Origin of the sequence: Galbibacter marinus (assembly GCF_000300875.1) — a bacterium.
Lineage (GTDB): Bacteria > Bacteroidota > Bacteroidia > Flavobacteriales > Flavobacteriaceae > Galbibacter > Galbibacter marinus.
In genome coordinates this window covers 126085-145085 of the sequence record NZ_AMSG01000002.1, presented here as the reverse complement: position 1 = coordinate 145085, position 19001 = coordinate 126085, and the positions used below count along the sequence as shown (strand labels likewise).

Sequence of the window (19001 nt, the reverse complement as noted above, 5' to 3'; positions counted from 1 at the left end):
CTCTACTCAAATTTCCCGCCATCGGGTGCTCTGTATTTATTAAATGGAAGTTTTAGTAACCTGCCAACATGTGTGTTGGAGTCTACATCGGGATAGGTATCTATACCGTAGATAAGATCCTCATTTTTCATGGCAGAAAAGGTTCCTAATAAACGATCCCATATGGAAAAAATATTTCCGTAATTAGTGTCGGTATAAGGCAACTTATAGTGGTGATGAACCTTATGCATATCAGGAGAAACTAAGATCCAGCTAATGGCTGTATCTAATTTTTTGGGCAACCGTATATTGGCATGGGTAAGTTGGGCGAAAACAACTGAAAGGGATTGATAAAGCAAAACTATACCAATTGGCAACCCTCCCACAAGAACTCCTAAAAGGGTAAAAAAGAAACGAATCACGCTCTCCCCTGGATGGTGTCTGTTGGCTGTGGTGGTATCCACAAAATTATCGGTGTGATGAATCAAATGAAACATCCAAAGGGGTTTAATTTTATGTTGTACCCAATGCGCTAGCCATGCACCAACAAAGTCTAAAACCAATAAACCTATGAGAACACTAGCCCAAAGTGGTAGGGGAAATAAGTGGATAATCCCAAATTCATGTTCACTCACCCAATCACTGCTTTTTAAAAGTAAAAAAGCGAGCAAGAAATTAACCACAACAGTGGTCAGGGTAAAGAAAATATTGGGGATGGCATGCCGAACTTTTTTGTAGTTGAAATTAAAAAGTGGCACTCCATACTCCAAAACCCAAAAAAAAGTAATGCCCCCGACAAGAATCAAACTCCTCACCCAGGATGGTATGGTCTCAAAATAGTCAATCAACTGTTGCATACCACAATATACTATTTTTTCCCAAAAAATATAGGGTGATAAAGAGCCTTAGAAATTAAAGGGAAAAAGACTAATCTACATCGGTAAATTCTTTTTCATCTTTTCAACAATCTCATAGGCTGCAGGACAAATAGCGGTGTTTTTAATGGTAAGAGATGCGATTTGATGAAACTTTTTTCGATCCGTATGGGGGTATTCACGACATGCTTTTGGACGTACATCATATATCATACAGTAGTTCTGGTGGTCTAAAAAGGAACAAGGTAACTCTTTTAATACATAATCATTATCCTCATCAATTTGCAAATAAGTAGCTATAAATTGTTGCTCCTTCATTTTCAGATGTTTGGAAATCCGAGTAATATCAGCACTTGTAAATAAAGGCCCTGTCGTCTTACAACAATTGGCACACTCAAGACAATTGGTATGAGCAAAGGTCTGTTGGTGTAACTCCTGCATTTGGTAATCTAAGTCCTTAGGCGGCTTCTTTTTTAGCTTAGCAAAATACTTTTTATTTTCAGCATGCTTCTTCTTGGCAAGCAGAGGAAGTTGTTCTAAATGTTTTTGAAAATCTTCATTCTCCATACATATACTGCACATTAGCCATTATACCATACGACAATGGCAGGAAAGCCGCGATCCTTTAAGTTTGTAAATAATCTTTCCATAAAACCTAAAAGTTCACCATATTTGCCAAAAGAAATCATCCTTTAAAGTTATGCTTTTGACCGTGGATCAATAGGTTTATTTAAGAAACAAAAGTACAAAACAGCACCCGAGTATCATAGAACAACATTAAAACCATACTTCATTTCGATGAAAGACCTTTTCGGCAAAGCCCTATACAATTATTTTACAAAGCTATCAAAAGAAGATCTACTGACAGAGACTTCCATATCCGAGCAAGACATTTTACCCATGTCATACCTCTTTAGAACCTATGATCAAATGCCACCAATAGAGCAAAAAGCCTTAGAGCTAAGCAAGGGATCCGTACTAGATATTGGCGCTGGTAGCGGCAGTCATTCGTTATACCTTCAAGAGGTCCGAGGGATGGATGTTACTGCCCTAGATAGCTCCAAAGGAAGTATAGAAACTTGTCGCCTAAGGGGAATTAAAAAAGTTATAAATAACGATGTCTTTACTTTACAACAAGGTGCTTTCGACACTCTTCTTATGTTAATGAATGGAAGTGGAATCTTTCAAAAACATCAACAAGTCACAGGGAAACTAAACAAATTAAAAAGTCTATTAAATCCTAGTGGGCAAATCTTAATTGATTCCTCAGATATTATCTATATGTTTGACCAAGACGAAGATGGCGGACATTGGGTTAACACACCTTATGATTATTACGGGGAATTAGATTACACCCTAAAATATCAAGGGGAATCACAATCTACTACTTGGTTATATTTAGATTTCAATAGCCTATGTACTCTTAGCGAGGCAGCTGGATTTAAGTGTGAGTTAATTCTAGAGGGAGATCACTACGATTATCTTGCCCGACTCACCCTAGAATCCGTTTAAACTAACGAAAATCGTTTAGTTATCCATTGGTAAAGAGTGTAAAACACCAAGCCTATTAACATACCAAATGTAATACCAGTGATTACATCAAGTGGATAATGGACCCCAATATAGATTCTACTATAGGCTACAGTCATACCCCAAATGATCAGAAGAAATGGCAACCAATTAAAGATCCTTCTAAAAATCAAAGAAAAGAAGGTTACCACTACAAATGAGTTGGAAGCATGAGCAGAAAAATAACCAAATTCCCCCCCGCAATAGGACTTTACTAACCGCATCTGACTCTCGATTAACCCGTCGTGGCATGGACGCAAACGCTCTAAGCCATATTTAAATACATTAGACAACTGATCAGATACCGTAACCATTAGGGCTACTAAAACTAATATTAAGAGTGTCTTTTTCCATTTTAATTTAATAAAACAAAGAATCAATAAGAAAACATAAAGTGGAATAGAGGACCATTTGTTAGTCATAAACATCCAAAATCCATCCCAAGAAGAAGTCCCTAGGCCATTTAGAAAAAGAAATAATTCTTGATCAAGATTAATTAATGTCTCCATAAAACTAGGATTCGTTATAGCGATTTACTTCCCGATCATAAAAATCGTTGGCGGCTTGAATTAAATTTTCAGCCTCGGAGGACAACTCTTTTTCATCCTCTGCTGAGAAATCCTCTAGCCACTCCACTTGGTCGTCTTCAAGGTTTATAATGAACCTCGGATAATCGGTATGTATGATAAATATAGCCGTTGGATAGTCCGTATTATCACCCAACAAAAACTTAGGTAGTTCCATTTTATAGTTTAATTTAAACAATTGCGATCCAAAGTACTTACCTATGGATTGGTCAATATGAGTTTTCGAGATAAATAATTAAATCTAAAATACAAAAATATTGCGGCAATGGTGAGTCCCGATAATAAACCTATCCAAATTCCCATATTACCAAGGTCCGTTTTTAGTCCTAAAAAGTAAGAAATCGGAAATCCTACTAACCAATAAGCCACGAAGGTTATAGCAGTGGGCACCTTCACATCTTGGAGTCCTCTTAGAGCCCCTAAAAAAGCAATTTGTAAACCGTCAGATATTTGAAAAAAGGCAGCTACTAATAATAATTGAGAAGCAATTATTATCACTTGATTATTATCAGCAAGATTTACTAAATCATTTTGATCCAGATAGACCGTGGGTAGCCAATGCCTAAAAACAATAAAACATAAGGCAAACACCACTTCAATTAAAAAAGTAAGACAGAACACCGAGATCGCAATTCTACGAAGCTCCTTATAATCCTTGAGTCCCTTCTGGTTGCCTACCCTTATCATAGCCGCTACACTTAATCCAACTCCGACCATATAGGTCATACTAGATAAGTTAAGTGCAATTTGATTGGCAGCCTGAGGATTGGTTCCAAGAACACCGCTAAGCCATACTGCTGAGGTGAAAATACCCACCTCGAAAAACATTTGTAATGCAGAGGGAAGTCCTAAATTAGCCACCTTTTTTAACATCGTCCTCTCAATGGTTCGCCATTTAAAATTTACTAAATATGGTTTAATCTTATCATTTTTCATGAATAAGAACCATAGGTATGCAACCATCACAAAACGAGACACCAATGTTCCTATGGCGGCACCTATGATACCCAATTCTGGAAATCCAAACTTACCGTAGATCAAAAGGTAATTAAGGCTAATATTTATAACATTGGCTACCACAGTGGCATACATTGGATATTTGGTTTGTGATAGACCATCAGAAAATTGCTTCATAGCCTGAAAGATCACTAGAGGCACCAAAGACAAAGCCACCAGATCCAAATAAGGCATGGCCAAATCTACTACCTCAACAGGTTGATCCATGGAATACATAAGAGGTTTGGCAACTAAGAGCAAACCAAATAAAACAAGACCGATAAGTGTACACAACAACAGCCCGTGCTTAAAGGAGGAGCGCCCACCTTCAATATCTCGAGCACCGTCTGCCTCAGCAACTAGTGGGGTGATAGCAGTAGAAAACCCTATTCCTAAAGACATAGCTACAAAAATGAAACTATTGCCCAGCGATACAGCCGCTAGCTCCGTGGTTCCCAGTTGCCCCACCATTATATTATCAGCAAAGGCGACAAAGGTATGTCCTAACATCCCAAGTATAACTGGAAAAGCTAGTTTTAAATTATAAGAAAATTCTTTTGTGTACTGCGCTAAAACCATCCCAAAATTTTAAGACGGCAAAGATACATCTTACGCAAACGATGACCTAATGACTACGGAGGTATCAAAAGTTAAAAAATTGCAAAAGATTATTAGTATCAAAACTCAATGCTTATCTAGAAATAAATTTAGAGCCTCTTCGCCTCTTCCCAATAAACATCCATTTCAGCTAGGGTCATATCGGAGATCGATTTATCCAAAGCTTTGGCTTGTTGTTCTAGATACTGGAATCGTTTAATAAATTTCTTATTGGTTCTCTCTAAAGCATTTTCTGGGTTGATTTTTAGAAACCGTGCATAATTAATCATAGAAAATAGTACATCACCAAACTCAGATTCCATAGTATCCTTATCCCCTTTCTCAACTTCAAATTGCAATTCTGCCAATTCTTCTTTCACCTTCTCAAACACCTGTTTAGGCTCTTCCCAATCAAAGCCAACACCAGCTACCTTATCCTGTATTCGATTAGCCTTTACTAATGCAGGTAAACTTTTGGGAACACCTGATAAAACACTTTTATTTCCTTCCTTAAGCTTTAGACTTTCCCAGTTACGCTTCACATCCTCTTCATTCTCTACCTTTACATCACCATAAATATGTGGATGTCGGCTAATTAATTTCTCACAGATTTCATTAGCGACATCTGCCATATCAAAATCATTTGTCTCACTAGCTATTTTTGCATAGAAAACAATATGTAATAATACATCTCCTAACTCTTTCTTGATCTCAACTAAATCATTATCCAAAATAGCATCTCCTAATTCATAAGTCTCCTCGATTGTTAGATGTCTTAAGGATTGCATCGTTTGTTTCCTATCCCATGGACATTGCTCCCTTAACTCATCCATAATAGTTAAAAGTCTATCAAAGGCTTCAAGTTGGTCTTCTCTGGAATTACTCATTGTTCTATACTTAAGAATTAATCATGCAAAAGATTGCAATTTACAGTCTTTTTAAAAAGAAAAAGAGCCATCGTACTAAAAAGTATGACAGCTCTAAATATTATATTAAAATGTAAATAATACTTTACTCGGCCGATTTCTCATTTTGATCTTCCTGTTTTACATCAGATTCTTCCTGCTCTTGGGTATCAAAATCAGTGATTCCTTTGTCGTGTAAAAGGTTATACCATTGAATTATTTTTTTGATATCACTTGCATACACACGGTCCTCATCATAATCAGGTAGAACTTCGAAAAAATATTCTTCCAATTTAATTTTTGGATCCTTATGGCTAATCTCTGTTTTACCGCCATTTTCTTTTTCTTTAATCTTATTAAAGACCTCTTTCAAAGGAACTTCTTCTTCCAAGGTGTAAATAGCTATCTCAGAAAGTAGACTCACATTGTTTTTAAGCCCTACACTTAGCTTCTTTCCATCAATTAAAGATTCCGCAACAAATCCACTACGTGTTTGTGCCTTTAGTTCATATAGCCCTGGTTTCCCGGAAATCGATAATATTTTTTCTAAACCCATATATCACTATTAATTTTTGAGTGCGCAAATATCTGTGCTTTGTGCAAATAAACAAAATGATTATCTCCCTTTTTTAGCATCAGGAAATTTCATTCTGTAGTCAACATTTATTTTTCCTTTAGAAATGCTACCTAATTTCCCTTTTAGTAGCCTCTTTTTAAGACTGGACAATTTGTCTGTAAACAATATACCTTCTATATGATCGTATTCATGCTGAATCACTCGGGCTGCAAGACCATCATACTCTTCAATAACCTTATTAAACTCAGAGTCAAGGTATTCAATTTTAATGCGCTCACAGCGAGAAACATCCTCTCTAACATCTGGTATACTCAAACACCCTTCATTGAAAACCCACGGCTCACCTGTCTGCTGAACGATCTTAGGATTGATAAAAACCTTTTTAAGGCCTGCTAAAAACTCTCGCTGTTGCTCTGATAGATCTTCGTCCTCAGCAAAGGGACTCGTATCTATTACAAAAAGGCGTATAGGTAGTCCTATCTGGGGAGCGGCCAGACCAACTCCATAGGCATTGTACATGGTTTCAAACATATTTTCAATCAGATTATCCAAATTTGGATAATCCTTCGAAATGTCTTTGCCAACCCTTCTAAGAACAGGATCGCCATAGGCAGTAATCGGTAATATCATAATAATCCTTTTCGATTAAGAGTGCAAAAATACAAAGTAAATACTAAAAATAAAGCGCAAAGGATCAAAAGAAACGTTAAACCCTTACCTATTTCTACACTTTGGATCGCAAAAAGCTATGATTTTATGGAGTTGCCTTTGTTACTGAACTATTACCTTTTTTGCAGCTTGATAATTAGGGGTGGAAATGTTTAAAATATAAACTCCACTATCCAAATCCGATACACTAAAGGCAAAAGCAGTCCTATTAGTCTCTAGAATCTTCACCACCTTTCCCGTAATATCGTAAAAAGAAAGTTTCTTTGAACCGGTATCAGTGGTTGTGATATGCAGCATATCCTTACGTTTTACGGGGTTTGGAAATATCTTTAATGAATTCTCCACTGAAGAGGCGTAAAATGCCAACATTAAATCCAGATTCATTGGAGTTGAGGTGTTGAAATCAGAAGCTTCATGGGCTATTGCTTGGGGCACAGTCTCGACCTCTTCTCCTGCATTAGCAGGAAAGGCCAATTGAATAATTAAAAATACAAGTAGGGTAATTCTCATCTCATTCACTTTGTTTTTGGGTTAGACTTAATTTAAAACTACATTAATAAAGCTTGGGGGGAGGTATACTAACAAATTTAATAAAAAATCCTTTTTGTTTCCACTATATCTTTAAGATGTAGCTTTTTTTGGTTGAATTTAACGTTTTAAGCATCAACCGCTTATAATTTAACGATTGTACAAATACGATTGTAATATCACTGTTGCACTCACTTTGTCCAAAAGTTCTTTTTTCCGCCTATCCTTCTTCTTCACCCCACCATCCAACATACTTTGAAATGCAATCTTAGAGGTAAATCGTTCATCAACCCTAGTAACGGCAATCTGTGGAAGTTCTTTATTCAAAATATTTATAAAATGTTGAATCTTTTGTTCCACCTCAGAAAACTCGTTATTCATTCGTCTAGGCTGCCCTATGACAATAAGCTCCACTTCTTCTTTTGACACATAATCCCTTAAATATTCCAATAATTCCGTGGTACTTACCGTGGTAAGCCCAGATGCAATTATTTGTAAAGGATCGGTTACGGCGATTCCCGTTCTTTTTTCTCCAAAATCAATTGCCAGTATCCTTGCCATTATAAAATGCTTTACAACAAAAATACGTCGAAAATCAGGTCTTGGATTTTACAAAACAAGAACTTATCCATGAAGTTATTCACAATTCATCACTTAGTCCTGCCAACCTTGCTTATTACTAGAAACTTACAGCACGGCAATAGTAAGATTTTAAAACGATCTCCAAAACAATTAATATAACGAAATATGTTTTTGTAAACAATACAGCTATAAATGTTACAGCTGTCAAATCCTTTTAAAATTACAAACAACAAGCTTATATTTGTAACAAAATTTGATATTTATGAATGCACTACGTACAATCATTGAAGCAGCCTGGGAAGACAGGGAGCTGTTAAAGAATAACGATACTCAAGAAACTATTAGAGAGGTCGTTGATTTATTAGACAAAGGAAATCTTCGAGTAGCACAACCTTCTGAAGGGGACTGGCAAGTCAATGAATGGGTGAAAAAAGCTGTGGTTTTGTATTTCCCAATACAAAAAATGGAAACTATAGAAGCTGGTCCACTAGAGTTCCACGATAAAATTCCCTTAAAGAGAAACTATGCAGAAAAAGGTATTCGCGTGGTTCCACATGCTGTGGCTAGACACGGAGCCTATATTTCACCTGGCACCATCCTAATGCCAAGTTACGTAAATATTGGAGCTTATGTGGATGAAGGTACCATGGTTGATACTTGGGCAACAGTAGGTAGTTGTGCTCAAATTGGAAAGAACGTTCACCTTAGTGGTGGCGTTGGTATTGGAGGAGTTCTTGAACCATTACAAGCAGCACCAGTAATTATTGAGGACAATGCCTTTTTAGGGTCTAGAAGTATCGTGGTAGAAGGTGTTAGAGTTGAAAAAGAAGCAGTATTAGGAGCCAATGTTGTTTTGACTGCATCTACTAAAATTATAGATGTCACCTCAGAAAAGCCTGTTGAGATGAAAGGTCTAGTACCAGCTCGTTCAGTGGTAATTCCAGGAAGTTATACCAAAAAATTTCCAGCAGGAGAATATCAGGTTCCATGTGCACTGATTATTGGCCGTCGAAAAGAGAGCACCAACAAAAAGACCTCTTTAAACGATGCTTTAAGAGAATACAACGTAGCCGTATAGCCTACCATCTTAATTGATATTACTTAAAACCTAGCATTTGGCTAGGTTTTATTTTTTTATTGCTTCACTACCCAATATATTTGCAAAAAAGCACCAAGTTGAGCACAAGCACTAAATTATCCGTGGTAATTATTACCTATAATGAGATTGAGTATATTGAGGAATGCATAGACAGCGTAATTTTTGCACACGAAATCATAGTTGTTGACTCCTATAGCAACGATGGCACATGGGAATACTTACAAAGTAGACCAGAGGTTAAAGCCCAACAACATGCTTTTGAAAACTTTACCAAACAAAAATCTTATGCATTATCTCAGGCAACAAATGACTGGATATATTTTTTTGATGCTGATGAGCGAGTTACTCCAGAGCTTCAAAAAGAAATAATCCAGACCATTAATGATCCCAACAGTTTTGATGCTTATTGGAATTACCGCAGTTTTATGTTTAAAAACCAGCGCCTGTATTTTAGCGGATGGCAGACAGATAAGGTGTATCGCCTTTTTCGAAAGAGTCGCTGCGAGTTTGTAAACGATCGAATCGTACACGAGACTTTACAGGTGAACGGCAGCGAGGGTAAATTAAAAGAAAAGCTCCTGCACTACTCCTATAAAAACTATCAAGACTACAAAGGTAAAATGATACGTTACGGCCAATTAAAAGCTAAACAAGCACATTTAAAAGGAAAAAAATGGTCCATTTTTAAGCAGTATCTAAGACCCGCTTGGAAGTTTTTCAATCACTATTTGTTGCGAATGGGAATATTAGACGGCAAAAAAGGAGTAATTATTAGTTACCTAAATGCCTTAGGAGTTTATGAGCGTTTTCGTGAGCAACGCGCGTTAGAATTAAAGGCCAAGAGCTAAAGAAATTTAGCCTCGTACCAGTGTACCTGAGCTGTAAGACCTTCTTTAAAACTCGTATCTGGATTGTAATCAAGTAATTTACGTGCCTTATCAATAATAGCCGTAGTTCGCAGTTGATCCCCTGGTCTTAAAGGCTGAGTCTGAATCTTTGCTTTTATACCTATTATCTCTTCTATAAGTGCTATTCCTTGACCTGTAGTATAGGAAAGATCAGTGCCGATATTAATAATTTCCCCCTGAATACTGTCCTGTTTTCCAATTATTGAAGCCATTGCATTCACAATATCCCCCACATAAGTAAAACTTCGAGAATGCTTTTCACTACCTTCAAAGAGTGGAAATGATGTTTGTTCAAAAATCGATTTGATAAGTTTGGTATATAGTTTCTCAGGACGCTCTCTTGGTCCATATACCGAATAAAGGCGAAGTGAACAAGCAGGAAGCTTACCACTTCGGTGTGCTCCAAGAACTAACTGTTCAGCCGCCAATTTTGTCACCCCATAAAAGGAGACAGGTTTAGGCCCTGTGGTCTCGGGATAGGTAGCCAATCGCCCATAAATGGAGGAGGTTGCAATATTTATAAAAAGTTTTAATTTAGGGCTTGAACCATATACCCATTCTAACAGATTTTGAGTTGCGCAAATGTTGTTCGCAACAAATTGACTAAATCTAGTTTTAGAGGAAATTCCAGGTTGTGCAGCAAAATGGAAAACATAATCAAAATCTTTAGGTAGTTTGGCCTTTAGGTCCTCCAATAAATCTGCCTCAATAAAAAGAACCCCTGATTTCTCGATATCCTGTTGATTTATCTTTTTTAATGACACATCGTAATAGGGATCAAAATTATCTACCCCATACACTTGGTGACCTTGTTTGGCAAAGTATTCTGCACAATGTGAACCTATAAATCCGGCTGCACCGGTAACCAATATTTTCATCAGTTTTGTTTTTTCCCCTTTAAAAAGAAACCTCTTAAATTGTTTTGGCTATCCTTTATTTTTTTGTTCTCCTTTTATGATCCCATACTGAGTCCAAGTGGATTTATTAGACTTGGTTTGATTTCTTATATTTTTATTTCTTAACAGGGTCTCCTGATTTTTATATCCCCTGGAGTGATCCAAATGTACACTTGTAGTGCTATAACGTATTTGTTTTGGTTTAATACCATTATTGATCATACGCTCCCCCAATTCTCGATCCTGACCACCATACTGCATTCTTTCATCAAAACCGTTTACAGCAAGGATATCCTGCTTCCATCCCGAAGAATTATTTCCATTCCAACTAGGTGTGGTGGGTGTCAAAAGGTTTAAAAGTTTTGCTTTTAGACTGTTTTTGGTAAGCTTATTTAGTTTAAAAGATCTTTTTACTCCGTTGTTTATCAACCAATTGACCTTGAAACACTCACCAGAAACAATTTCTTTCTTACTTATTTTCTTAGATGTATCCATAGGTAATTTAAAATACCCCCCCGATAAGAAATACCCCGCTTGTTTTAATTCATTATGCACTTTTAAAAAATCCGGTCTAGGAATGCAGTCCCCATCACTCATAACAATGTAAGGGGTCTGGCAAGCGACTACAGCTTTATTTAATATTTTTGATTTTTGAAATCCATCATCTTCTTGCCAAACATGTCTAATGGTATAAAACACCTCCTGTTGCATCCTATTCAATAAGTCCTTGGTCTTCTGACCAGAGCCATCATCGGCGACTATGACCTCAAAATTCTTATACTGCTGTTGGTTGTAACCATGCAATACTTTTTCAAGCCACTGCTCTGAATTATAAGTACTTATAATGACTGTAATTTTGAGGTTATCCATAAACATAAAATCTAAATTACTAACAAAAATAAGAAGTCCATTTTATTTATCTTTGCTTTTTAATTATTTAATTACAGCTGTCGATTCCAATGAGAAAATTAACCATTATTATTCCTACTTTAAATGAAGAGTTTCACATAGATGAAGTCATTAAGAGCGCTAGCTTTGCTGATGAGATTTTAATAATTGATTCTTATAGCTCTGATAAAACTGTTGAAATTGCTCAAAGTCACAATGTAAAAATATTAAAAAGGGAATTTGATGGTTTTTCAAGTCAAAAAAACTATGCTATTGAGCGTGCTGCAAATGACTGGATATTTATTCTCGACGCTGACGAAAGGATTCCTCAACCACTTAAGGAAGAAATAATGAATGTTCTCAAAGATGGAGAATCTGAATTTGTAGCCTACGATGTGTTATGTTCTCACATTTTCATGAACCGAAGAATGGAACACAGCACTTTTAAAAACGAGTGGAAATTGCGGTTATTTAATCGACAATTCTGTATGCACGGAAAAAAGCTTGTCCATGAAGACATGATTATTAACGGCCCAAAAAGCCGTCTGAAAAACCATTTTGACCATTATACTTACAGGAGCTATGACCGTTTTATAGCCAAAAAAAATCACTACGCTAGACTACAAGCTGAGGAAAACTTTAAAAAGAATAAAAAGCCAAGCCTCTTCCATTTTATTATAAAACCACCTTTTCGATTTTTTAATCAATACATATTACGTGGCGGATTTTTAGATGGCTTCCCTGGATTCGCGAGCGCTTATATCAATTCATACGGTGTAATGACACGTTATATCAAGCTTTGGCTTCTTCACAATAAAATGAATTAACAATCTACCTTAGGCTATTTGCAAATGGACATCAACGATGAAATTCAAAAATCCATAGATATTCTCAACAAAGGAGGACTATTACTCTATCCCACTGATACCGTTTGGGGAATCGGGTGTGACGCAACCAATGAAGAGGCTGTAAAAAAAGTATATAAGCTTAAGCGTCGAGAGGATAGTAAAGCCCTTATTTGCCTAGTTTCTGATACAAGAATGCTTCAACGCTATGTTTATGATGTGCCAGAGGTCGCCTATGATATTATCGAGTATAGCACTAGACCAACAACCATCATCTACGACAAGCCTATTAATATGGCTAAAAATCTTATTGCCAAAGATGATACGGTGGGTATCCGTGTTGCCTCAGATGAATTTTGTCAAAAGCTCATTAGAAAATTTAAAAGACCTTTAGTTTCAACCTCGGCAAATTTAAGTGGAACACCAACACCAAAAAGCTTTAGAGAAATAGGCTCGGAAATTTTAAAAGGTGTAGACTATGTGGTAAATTTGCAGCTCGAAAAATCCAATTCACAACCTTCATCAATTATTAAAATAAGTAATGACGCTGTTGTGAAGATAATTCGAAAGTAATTCGACTATCAAGCTGATCCGAAAACAATGTCAAAACAATACATCCAAGCCGTACAAGATCCGGTATTTGAACTTATAGCCAATGCTTCTGTAAAATTAGGCATTCGTTCTTATGTTATAGGTGGTTTTGTGAGGGATTACATTTTACAGAGAAACGTACCAAAAGATATTGACATAGTTGCCCAAGGAAGCGGAATCGAACTTGCCAAAGAGGTCGCTGATTTAATACCTGGACATACCAAAATTTCTGTGTTTAAAAACTTTGGGACCGCCATGATCCGTCACAAAGATTTGGAAGTAGAATTTGTAGGTGCTAGAAAAGAAAGCTACTCTTCCAATAGCAGAAAACCTGTGGTGGAAAACGGTAGTTTAGAGGACGATCAAAACCGAAGAGATTTTACCATAAACGCCTTGGCTATTTCATTAAACCAAGGTGATTACGGAAGTTTACTCGATCCCTTTAACGGAATTTCAGATCTGAAAAATAAACTTATCCGGACTCCGTTAGATCCTGATATTACCTACTCTGACGATCCTTTAAGAATGATGCGAGCAATACGCTTTGCTTCCCAATTAAAATTTAAAATTGAAGAAGAATCTTTTCAGGCCATCAAAAGAAATGTAGATAGGATCGAAATTATTTCCAATGAACGGATCGTCGATGAGCTTCACAAAATTATATTAAGTGAAAAGCCCTCTGAAGGATTTAAACTTTTGTTTCAGACAGGATTACTTTCCAAAATACTTCCAGAGCTCACCAACCTTCAAGGAATTGAGGAAAAGGAAGGACAGACTCATAAAGACAATTTTTGGCATACCCTAGAGGTAGTGGACAATATAGCCAAAAACACGGACGATTTATGGCTGCGGTGGGCGGCTCTTTTACATGATATTGGAAAAGCTCCAACAAAGCGATTCGACAAAAAAATAGGCTGGACCTTCCATTCCCATGAATTTGTTGGTTCCAAAATGGTGTACGCGATCTTCAAAAGACTTCGCATGCCCCTTAATGATAAGATGAAATACGTCCAAAAGCTAGTGATGATGAGTTCTCGACCCATCGTATTGGCTCAAGATATCGTAACAGACTCAGCGGTAAGAAGACTGATTTTTGACGCTGGAGATTATATAGAAGATTTAATGACCCTATGTGAGGCGGACATTACCACCAAAAACCCTAGGCGTTTTAAAAAATACAATAACAATTTTAAAATTGTTCGTCAAAAAATTTCCGAAGTTGAACAGCGTGACCACGTTAGAAACTTCCAACCCCCGATTTCAGGTGAACAAATCATGGAAACTTTTAACATAAAGCCTTCCCGAGAAATTGGGATAATAAAAGAGGCGATAAAGGAAGCTATTTTGGAAGGAGAAATCCCAAACCAATACGAGGAGGCTTACCAGTTCATGCTTAAACGTGGTGAAAAATTAGGTCTAACCCCCGTCAATGATAAAAAGTGAAAAAAAGATTTAGAAAAATCGCTAAAATTACCCTTGTCCTTGTCTATTTGGTAATTATTGCTGGAGCAGTTGTACGAATGACAGGAAGTGGCATGGGTTGCCCTGATTGGCCAAAATGTTTTGGATATTACATCCCCCCAACTGAGGTTTCTCAGCTCGAGTGGCAAGCAGACAGATTTTTTAAAAAAGGTCAGGTAATTATCGTAGATAACACCTTAAAGGTTGCCAATGAAGATTTTACCACTGGTGACACCTATAACGAATCACATTGGGAAACCTACACCAAGCATGATTATGCTATATTTAATCCTACCCATACATGGACAGAATACATCAATCGTCTCTTTGGTGCTTTGGCAGGGTTTGCAACATTTATAATGGCCATAGCCTCATTATATTATCGAAAAGAGGATATATGGGTACCAATACTATCGTGGTTGGCGGTTATTGGAATGGGCTTCCAAGCTTGGCTTGGAGCAACTGTGGTTTACAGTGTGCTTGCACCAGCTCGAATCACGATTCACATGTTAATGGCCTTTGTAATTGTAGCTGTACTGCTTGTGATCATTTATAGAACTAGAGAACACCCTCCGATCACTAAACCAAATAAGACCTTTAAAAACTTGCTCATATTTGCGGTATTATTAACTACCGTCCAAGTGATATTTGGAACTCAAGTACGTCAATTTGTGGATGAACAAATTGATCTATTGGGTGATACTGCCAAAAATTTATGGCTAGCAAAACCGGAACTATCGTTTTACATACACCGTTCTATTTCTTCTTTAGTATTTTTGACCAATGCATGGATACTGTACTTGAATGTAAAGAACAATTTAGGTTTTGAAAAAGTACGCTGGGTATTCTATATAATAGTCTTAGAAATTGCATCTGGAATGGCTATGTATTATTTTGATTTTCCATTCACAACACAAACCATACACCTAGTACTTGCCACCTTGTTATTCGGGGTTCAGTTCTACCTAATTTTGGAAACAGGAAGAAGATTCAATAAAACAAAAACTTTGTAACTTGCAGTTGCAGTAAATCCTAATGAAATGATTTATAAATTTAGAATTATACTTGACGCGCAAGAGGACGTCTTTAGAGATATCGCCATTGAGTCGACCAACACTATGGAAGACCTTCACAACACCATTGCACAATCCTTTGGTTTTGACGGCACAGAAATGGCTTCCTTCTATGTTAGTGATCCAGAATGGAACCAAGGAGAAGAAATTGCCTTGTTCGATATGAGCGAAGCTGGCAATAATGTACGATTAATGAATGAGGTTCTCATTGAGGACCAACTAAATGAAGACAACCGCAATCTAATTTATGTATACGATTTTTTCAGCATGTGGACCTTTTATGTTGAACTCGCTGATACCACAATCGAAAAAGAAGAAGGAGTCTCCTACCCAAGCCTACTCTATGTGCATGGTCAACTTCCAGACTCTCCGCCACAAAAACAATTTGAGGCGGAAGATTTAGGAGATGATTTGGAAGATTCTGATGATTTTGACTTAGATAGTTACGACGATTTCGATTTTGAAGAGAATTGGAACTAACACTCCATGACTTTTAAAAGTGCAGTAAAATCCTTCCATTACAATAAGAAGGGTTCACCGAATGCGTTACATTTAACATTGAATAACAAACACGATTAACGAAAATTATATGATCAATCTGTATCTCACCCAAATTGAAAGCCTTTCCATTCACCGTATTGGAAATAAAAGCAAGAACGAAGGAACATTCCTCTCTGAGCAACCCTATCAGTTGAACGATGAATTGAATGAGCTTCTAAAAGAATTCTTCTTTAGACCCTTTAGAGAAAAAGAAGAAAACTACTTTAGATTTGATCACGAAGTGGACCTAGAGTACAACGAACTCTACAACATCGCTACTGAAGTGTTTGACAATCCAGACAATATTCATCAGCAATCACAACGTATCACCAAGCATTTATACGATCAGTCGAATCACCCTCATATTAAAAGCGGAGAGGTTTATATAGCCTATTTAAGTGATGTTGTGGTCGATAATGAAAAAATGAATGCCATTGGAATCTTCAAATCAGAGCTCAAGCACGATTACTTAGAGTTTGAAGAGAAAGATAGCAATATCGAAATCTTAATCAGGCATGGGATTAATATTAATAAATTGGACAAAGGGTGTCTTATTATTAACACCAATAAAGAAGAAGGCTTTAAGATCTTATCTATCGATAGCAACCGCTACGACACCAAGTATTGGCTGGAAAACTTCTTATCAGTGGACGCTCTAACAGACGAAACATTTTTCACTAAGAAATACTTAAAGTTCTGTCAAGATTTTGCAAAGGATGTGGTACTACCGGCTGAGGATAAAAAACAGGAGGTAATGTTTATGAATCGTGCGGTTAATCACTTTGCTAAGAATGATGAATTTGAAGAGACTAGCTTTTTAAACGAAGTGATGGACAATCCTGATCTGATTCCAGAATTCAAGCACTATAAGACCGAAAAAGGACCAAAATATAGCATTGAAGACGTATCGACATTCCCAATTGCAAACAAAGCAGTATCGGATGCGCGTAAAAAGATAAAAAACGTGATCAACCTAGATACAAACATCCAAATAAAAATGGATTTTATAAATCCTGATTCTGCCGAAAAATTTGTCGAAAAAGGATGGGACGAAGAAAAACAAATGTATTATTACCTTGTATACTTCAACAAAGAGGAAAAGAATTAATCAGATAATTTAGCATATAAAAGTAAAATACTATACCTGTTAACCAGTAAATAAAAACCCCATGGAGACACATAAAATGTACAATATGCCAGTGTCTAAAGTCTATCCACTATATGTCCAAAAGGCGCAAAGAAAAGATAGAACAAAACATGAGGTAGATACGATCATTTGCTGGTTGACAGGATTCACTCCCACTAAATTGCAGGACTTAATTGACCAACAGGTAGACTTCCAAACATTTTTTGAAAAAGCTAATCTGAATCCCAATTCCAAAAAAATAACAGGCGTGGTATGCGGTATAAGAGTTGAACAAATTGAGCAGCCTCTATTACAAAAGATTCGTTATTTAGATAAGCTCATCGACGAGCTAGCCAAAGGAAAAGCAATGGAAAAAATTTTAAGATCATAACACAAATCCCCCCTTCAAAAATATTGCTCAGACATTAATCGTTTCTACTGCTTTGCAGTAGTCTTTTCATATTCACATCTTCATAATTTCTTCTAACGAACTCTAAAGCAACCCTGAGGACCTGCCCCATGGATCTACAGCGTTTAAATTTCATATCTAAGGTATAGTTGTAGAGTTCCATTTTTAATTCTTCTAAGTTTTCCTTTGTGGTAATATGATCATTGACCATGCAGCGAAGTAATGCTTTGAGTCTTTTCCTAGAGGTGAGAATTCGCTTTGCCAACAGCGAACGTTCCTCTTTCTTATACTGCTCAATGGAAGCAGGTTTTAATCGCTTTTCTACCATTTGAACCATCTGGTAGTTTTCTTTAAAAAATTGAGGCTTATACACCTTAAAATTTCCCTCATAAGATTGCTGATCAAAATCAATGGCGCGGATTTTAAAGATGACATTATCAAAATCATGCACAGGAATGATCACGTAATTATAAGATCGCATATCTCCCAATAATCGAATCATACACCGCTCGTTAAATTTCACAAATTCTTTGGCGATTTGACTCTTTTGAATATCACTACATTGAGGAAGTGAATTCTTAATGAATTCATCCCCAGGAATTCCAGAGATATGCTCCTCAATCAAGGTGTCATCAAATACTGCAAAATTAATCCTATTGGGGGATAAAATATGCTCAAGCTCAAGGCCATAGACTCTAGAAGCATCTGCTTTTTTAACATAGAGATACGTATAATTATCATTGAGTACATTTCGGACCTTTATTCGAAACGGCTTTGAGTTTCCAAAGGTGCAAAAGTCAATGGCATCAACATTCAGATACTGAAAAATATCTTCATTTCCATCCGAGAAAATTAAGGTATAGACTTTCTTTAAATGATAATCTATCTCTGGACGCTCAAACTCTGAGTAATAAACGCGAATCCACAAAGTATCCTCATCATTCTCATCATATACTACCACCGAGCCCGAGAAACGAAGTAAATCATCATACGAAATGGCTATTTCCGTATTCCTATTATAACGCTCCAAGTATTCATGTAACCTGGGATAAATCGGGAAAGAAGGTTTCTTCCTAGACATTAATCGCTCACTCATTAGCTATTATTTTTTTTAGAATATAATCAAAAATACTTTAAATTCCATAATGGCTATTTTGATACTACAGTGATTTCCGATGCCCAAAACCGATTTTACAATCAATCCTCTTTAATATTAAGAGGAAGCTGCTTTTAAAAAATTCTACGTCTAACTGTAACAAAATATAATTAACTTCGTCAAGTACCTAGCTACCAATTTTAAA

Annotated in this window: 23 protein-coding genes; 10 read left to right on the top strand and 13 right to left on the bottom strand. The window is 36.6% G+C overall.

From position 1 onward, the window contains the following. Positions 1-2: 2 nt before the first annotated feature. Together I215_RS02410 and I215_RS02405 are read right to left on the bottom strand one after the other, a co-directional pair. Complete coding sequence (locus I215_RS02410) at positions 3-836, bottom strand: sterol desaturase family protein (RefSeq protein WP_008990356.1); 834 nt, start codon at positions 834-836, stop codon at positions 3-5. Between the two features lie 75 nt (positions 837-911). Next, entirely contained in the window at positions 912-1421 is a 510-nt protein-coding gene (locus tag I215_RS02405) for a YkgJ family cysteine cluster protein (protein WP_008990355.1), read from the bottom strand. Positions 1422-1652: 231 nt separating this feature from the next. On the opposite strand from I215_RS02405, the gene I215_RS02400 reads away from it, so the two are divergent. After that, positions 1653-2366, top strand: a complete 714-nt coding sequence (locus I215_RS02400; protein WP_008990354.1) for a class I SAM-dependent methyltransferase — start codon at positions 1653-1655, stop codon at positions 2364-2366. On the opposite strand, the gene I215_RS02395 is transcribed toward I215_RS02400, so the two are convergent. The 8 genes from I215_RS02395 to ruvX all read right to left on the bottom strand — a co-directional run bounded on the left by I215_RS02395 (position 2363) and on the right by ruvX (position 7843). Continuing rightward, the gene (locus I215_RS02395) at positions 2363-2932 is read right to left on the bottom strand and encodes a phosphatase PAP2 family protein (protein WP_008990353.1); all 570 of its coding nucleotides are present in this window, start codon (positions 2930-2932) and stop codon (positions 2363-2365) included. The genes I215_RS02400 and I215_RS02395 overlap by 4 nt on opposite strands. A gap of 4 nt (positions 2933-2936) precedes the next feature. Then, a complete protein-coding gene (locus I215_RS02390) occupies positions 2937-3167 on the bottom strand; it encodes a hypothetical protein (protein WP_008990352.1) in 231 nt (76 codons plus the stop codon). A 41-nt stretch (positions 3168-3208) separates the two neighbouring features. Continuing rightward, positions 3209-4585: an MATE family efflux transporter gene (locus I215_RS02385; RefSeq protein WP_008990351.1), complete on the bottom strand. Its 1377-nt coding sequence runs from the start codon at positions 4583-4585 to the stop codon at positions 3209-3211. 128 nt (positions 4586-4713) lie between these two features. Then, positions 4714-5490, bottom strand: a complete 777-nt coding sequence (gene mazG / locus I215_RS02380) for a nucleoside triphosphate pyrophosphohydrolase (protein ID WP_008990350.1) — start codon at positions 5488-5490, stop codon at positions 4714-4716. Positions 5491-5614: 124 nt separating this feature from the next. After that, on the bottom strand, positions 5615-6064 hold the full coding sequence (locus I215_RS02375; protein WP_008990349.1) for a DUF5606 family protein: 450 nt from the start codon (positions 6062-6064) through the stop codon (positions 5615-5617). Between the two features lie 60 nt (positions 6065-6124). Next, entirely contained in the window at positions 6125-6715 is a 591-nt protein-coding gene (def, locus tag I215_RS02370) for a peptide deformylase (protein ID WP_008990348.1), read from the bottom strand. Between the two features lie 141 nt (positions 6716-6856). Beyond that, on the bottom strand, positions 6857-7264 hold the full coding sequence (locus tag I215_RS02365; RefSeq protein WP_008990347.1) for a T9SS type A sorting domain-containing protein: 408 nt from the start codon (positions 7262-7264) through the stop codon (positions 6857-6859). Between the two features lie 168 nt (positions 7265-7432). Beyond that, positions 7433-7843, bottom strand: coding sequence for a Holliday junction resolvase RuvX (gene ruvX / locus I215_RS02360; protein ID WP_008990346.1), 411 nt, complete (start codon positions 7841-7843; stop codon positions 7433-7435). Positions 7844-8126: 283 nt separating this feature from the next. Between ruvX and I215_RS02355 the strand changes: the two genes are divergently transcribed. Then, positions 8127-8942 carry a 2,3,4,5-tetrahydropyridine-2,6-dicarboxylate N-succinyltransferase gene (locus tag I215_RS02355; protein ID WP_008990345.1) on the top strand — a complete coding sequence of 272 codons (816 nt, stop codon included), beginning with the start codon at positions 8127-8129 and terminating at the stop codon, positions 8940-8942. A gap of 98 nt (positions 8943-9040) precedes the next feature. Continuing rightward, complete coding sequence (locus I215_RS02350) at positions 9041-9811, top strand: glycosyltransferase family 2 protein (protein ID WP_156800178.1); 771 nt, start codon at positions 9041-9043, stop codon at positions 9809-9811. Here the strand turns inward: I215_RS02350 and I215_RS02345 are convergent. Together I215_RS02345 and I215_RS02340 are read right to left on the bottom strand one after the other, a co-directional pair. After that, positions 9808-10749, bottom strand: coding sequence for an NAD-dependent epimerase/dehydratase family protein (locus I215_RS02345; RefSeq protein WP_008990343.1), 942 nt, complete (start codon positions 10747-10749; stop codon positions 9808-9810). The two genes, I215_RS02350 and I215_RS02345, sit on opposite strands and share 4 nt — an antisense overlap. 48 nt (positions 10750-10797) lie before the next feature. Beyond that, a complete protein-coding gene (locus I215_RS02340) occupies positions 10798-11643 on the bottom strand; it encodes a glycosyltransferase family 2 protein (protein WP_008990342.1) in 846 nt (281 codons plus the stop codon). 83 nt (positions 11644-11726) lie between these two features. Between I215_RS02340 and I215_RS02335 the strand changes: the two genes are divergently transcribed. The 7 genes from I215_RS02335 to I215_RS02305 all read left to right on the top strand — a co-directional run bounded on the left by I215_RS02335 (position 11727) and on the right by I215_RS02305 (position 17682). Next, the gene (locus I215_RS02335; protein WP_008990341.1) at positions 11727-12482 is read left to right on the top strand and encodes a glycosyltransferase family 2 protein; all 756 of its coding nucleotides are present in this window, start codon (positions 11727-11729) and stop codon (positions 12480-12482) included. A gap of 24 nt (positions 12483-12506) precedes the next feature. Further along, complete coding sequence (locus tag I215_RS02330; RefSeq protein WP_008990340.1) at positions 12507-13073, top strand: L-threonylcarbamoyladenylate synthase; 567 nt, start codon at positions 12507-12509, stop codon at positions 13071-13073. 27 nt (positions 13074-13100) lie between these two features. Next, a complete protein-coding gene (locus tag I215_RS02325) occupies positions 13101-14534 on the top strand; it encodes a CCA tRNA nucleotidyltransferase (protein WP_008990339.1) in 1434 nt (477 codons plus the stop codon). Continuing rightward, positions 14531-15565 (top strand): COX15/CtaA family protein, encoded by a 1035-nt coding sequence (locus I215_RS02320; RefSeq protein ID WP_008990338.1) that lies wholly within the window; start codon positions 14531-14533, stop codon positions 15563-15565. Before I215_RS02325 ends, I215_RS02320 begins: the two co-directional genes overlap by 4 nt. A 27-nt stretch (positions 15566-15592) precedes the next feature. Next, positions 15593-16105, top strand: a complete 513-nt coding sequence (locus I215_RS02315; protein WP_008990337.1) for an IS1096 element passenger TnpR family protein — start codon at positions 15593-15595, stop codon at positions 16103-16105. A 109-nt stretch (positions 16106-16214) separates the two neighbouring features. Then, positions 16215-17273: a nucleoid-associated protein gene (locus tag I215_RS02310; RefSeq protein WP_008990336.1), complete on the top strand. Its 1059-nt coding sequence runs from the start codon at positions 16215-16217 to the stop codon at positions 17271-17273. 61 nt (positions 17274-17334) lie between these two features. Then, on the top strand, positions 17335-17682 hold the full coding sequence (locus I215_RS02305) for a DUF2200 domain-containing protein (RefSeq protein WP_008990335.1): 348 nt from the start codon (positions 17335-17337) through the stop codon (positions 17680-17682). A gap of 34 nt (positions 17683-17716) precedes the next feature. Here I215_RS02305 and I215_RS02300 read toward each other — a convergent pair whose 3' ends face one another. Further along, on the bottom strand, positions 17717-18796 hold the full coding sequence (locus tag I215_RS02300) for a hypothetical protein (protein ID WP_040459730.1): 1080 nt from the start codon (positions 18794-18796) through the stop codon (positions 17717-17719). Positions 18797-19001 lie beyond the last annotated feature (205 nt).

Bases quoted from the DNA above. Each gene is read 5' to 3' on its own strand.
- def (WP_008990348.1), bottom strand. From the start codon at position 6,715: ATGATATTACCGATTACTGCCTATGGCGATCCTGTTCTTAGAAGGGTT.
- I215_RS02390 (WP_008990352.1), bottom strand. From the start codon at position 3,167: ATGGAACTACCTAAGTTTTTGTTGGGTGATAATACGGACTATCCAACG.
- I215_RS02315 (WP_008990337.1), top strand. From the start codon at position 15,593: ATGATTTATAAATTTAGAATTATACTTGACGCGCAAGAGGACGTCTTT.
- I215_RS02330 (WP_008990340.1), top strand. From the start codon at position 12,507: ATGGACATCAACGATGAAATTCAAAAATCCATAGATATTCTCAACAAA.
- I215_RS02305 (WP_008990335.1), top strand. From the start codon at position 17,335: ATGGAGACACATAAAATGTACAATATGCCAGTGTCTAAAGTCTATCCA.
- I215_RS02410 (WP_008990356.1), bottom strand. From the start codon at position 836: ATGCAACAGTTGATTGACTATTTTGAGACCATACCATCCTGGGTGAGG.
- I215_RS02365 (WP_008990347.1), bottom strand. From the start codon at position 7,264: ATGAGAATTACCCTACTTGTATTTTTAATTATTCAATTGGCCTTTCCT.
- I215_RS02375 (WP_008990349.1), bottom strand. From the start codon at position 6,064: ATGGGTTTAGAAAAAATATTATCGATTTCCGGGAAACCAGGGCTATAT.
- I215_RS02325 (WP_008990339.1), top strand. From the start codon at position 13,101: ATGTCAAAACAATACATCCAAGCCGTACAAGATCCGGTATTTGAACTT.
- I215_RS02385 (WP_008990351.1), bottom strand. From the start codon at position 4,585: ATGGTTTTAGCGCAGTACACAAAAGAATTTTCTTATAATTTAAAACTA.
- I215_RS02310 (WP_008990336.1), top strand. From the start codon at position 16,215: ATGATCAATCTGTATCTCACCCAAATTGAAAGCCTTTCCATTCACCGT.
- mazG (WP_008990350.1), bottom strand. From the start codon at position 5,490: ATGAGTAATTCCAGAGAAGACCAACTTGAAGCCTTTGATAGACTTTTA.
- I215_RS02335 (WP_008990341.1), top strand. From the start codon at position 11,727: ATGAGAAAATTAACCATTATTATTCCTACTTTAAATGAAGAGTTTCAC.
- I215_RS02345 (WP_008990343.1), bottom strand. From the start codon at position 10,749: ATGAAAATATTGGTTACCGGTGCAGCCGGATTTATAGGTTCACATTGT.
- I215_RS02405 (WP_008990355.1), bottom strand. From the start codon at position 1,421: ATGGAGAATGAAGATTTTCAAAAACATTTAGAACAACTTCCTCTGCTT.
- I215_RS02355 (WP_008990345.1), top strand. From the start codon at position 8,127: ATGAATGCACTACGTACAATCATTGAAGCAGCCTGGGAAGACAGGGAG.
- I215_RS02395 (WP_008990353.1), bottom strand. From the start codon at position 2,932: ATGGAGACATTAATTAATCTTGATCAAGAATTATTTCTTTTTCTAAAT.
- I215_RS02300 (WP_040459730.1), bottom strand. From the start codon at position 18,796: ATGAGTGAGCGATTAATGTCTAGGAAGAAACCTTCTTTCCCGATTTAT.
- I215_RS02400 (WP_008990354.1), top strand. From the start codon at position 1,653: ATGAAAGACCTTTTCGGCAAAGCCCTATACAATTATTTTACAAAGCTA.
- I215_RS02340 (WP_008990342.1), bottom strand. From the start codon at position 11,643: ATGTTTATGGATAACCTCAAAATTACAGTCATTATAAGTACTTATAAT.
- ruvX (WP_008990346.1), bottom strand. From the start codon at position 7,843: ATGGCAAGGATACTGGCAATTGATTTTGGAGAAAAAAGAACGGGAATC.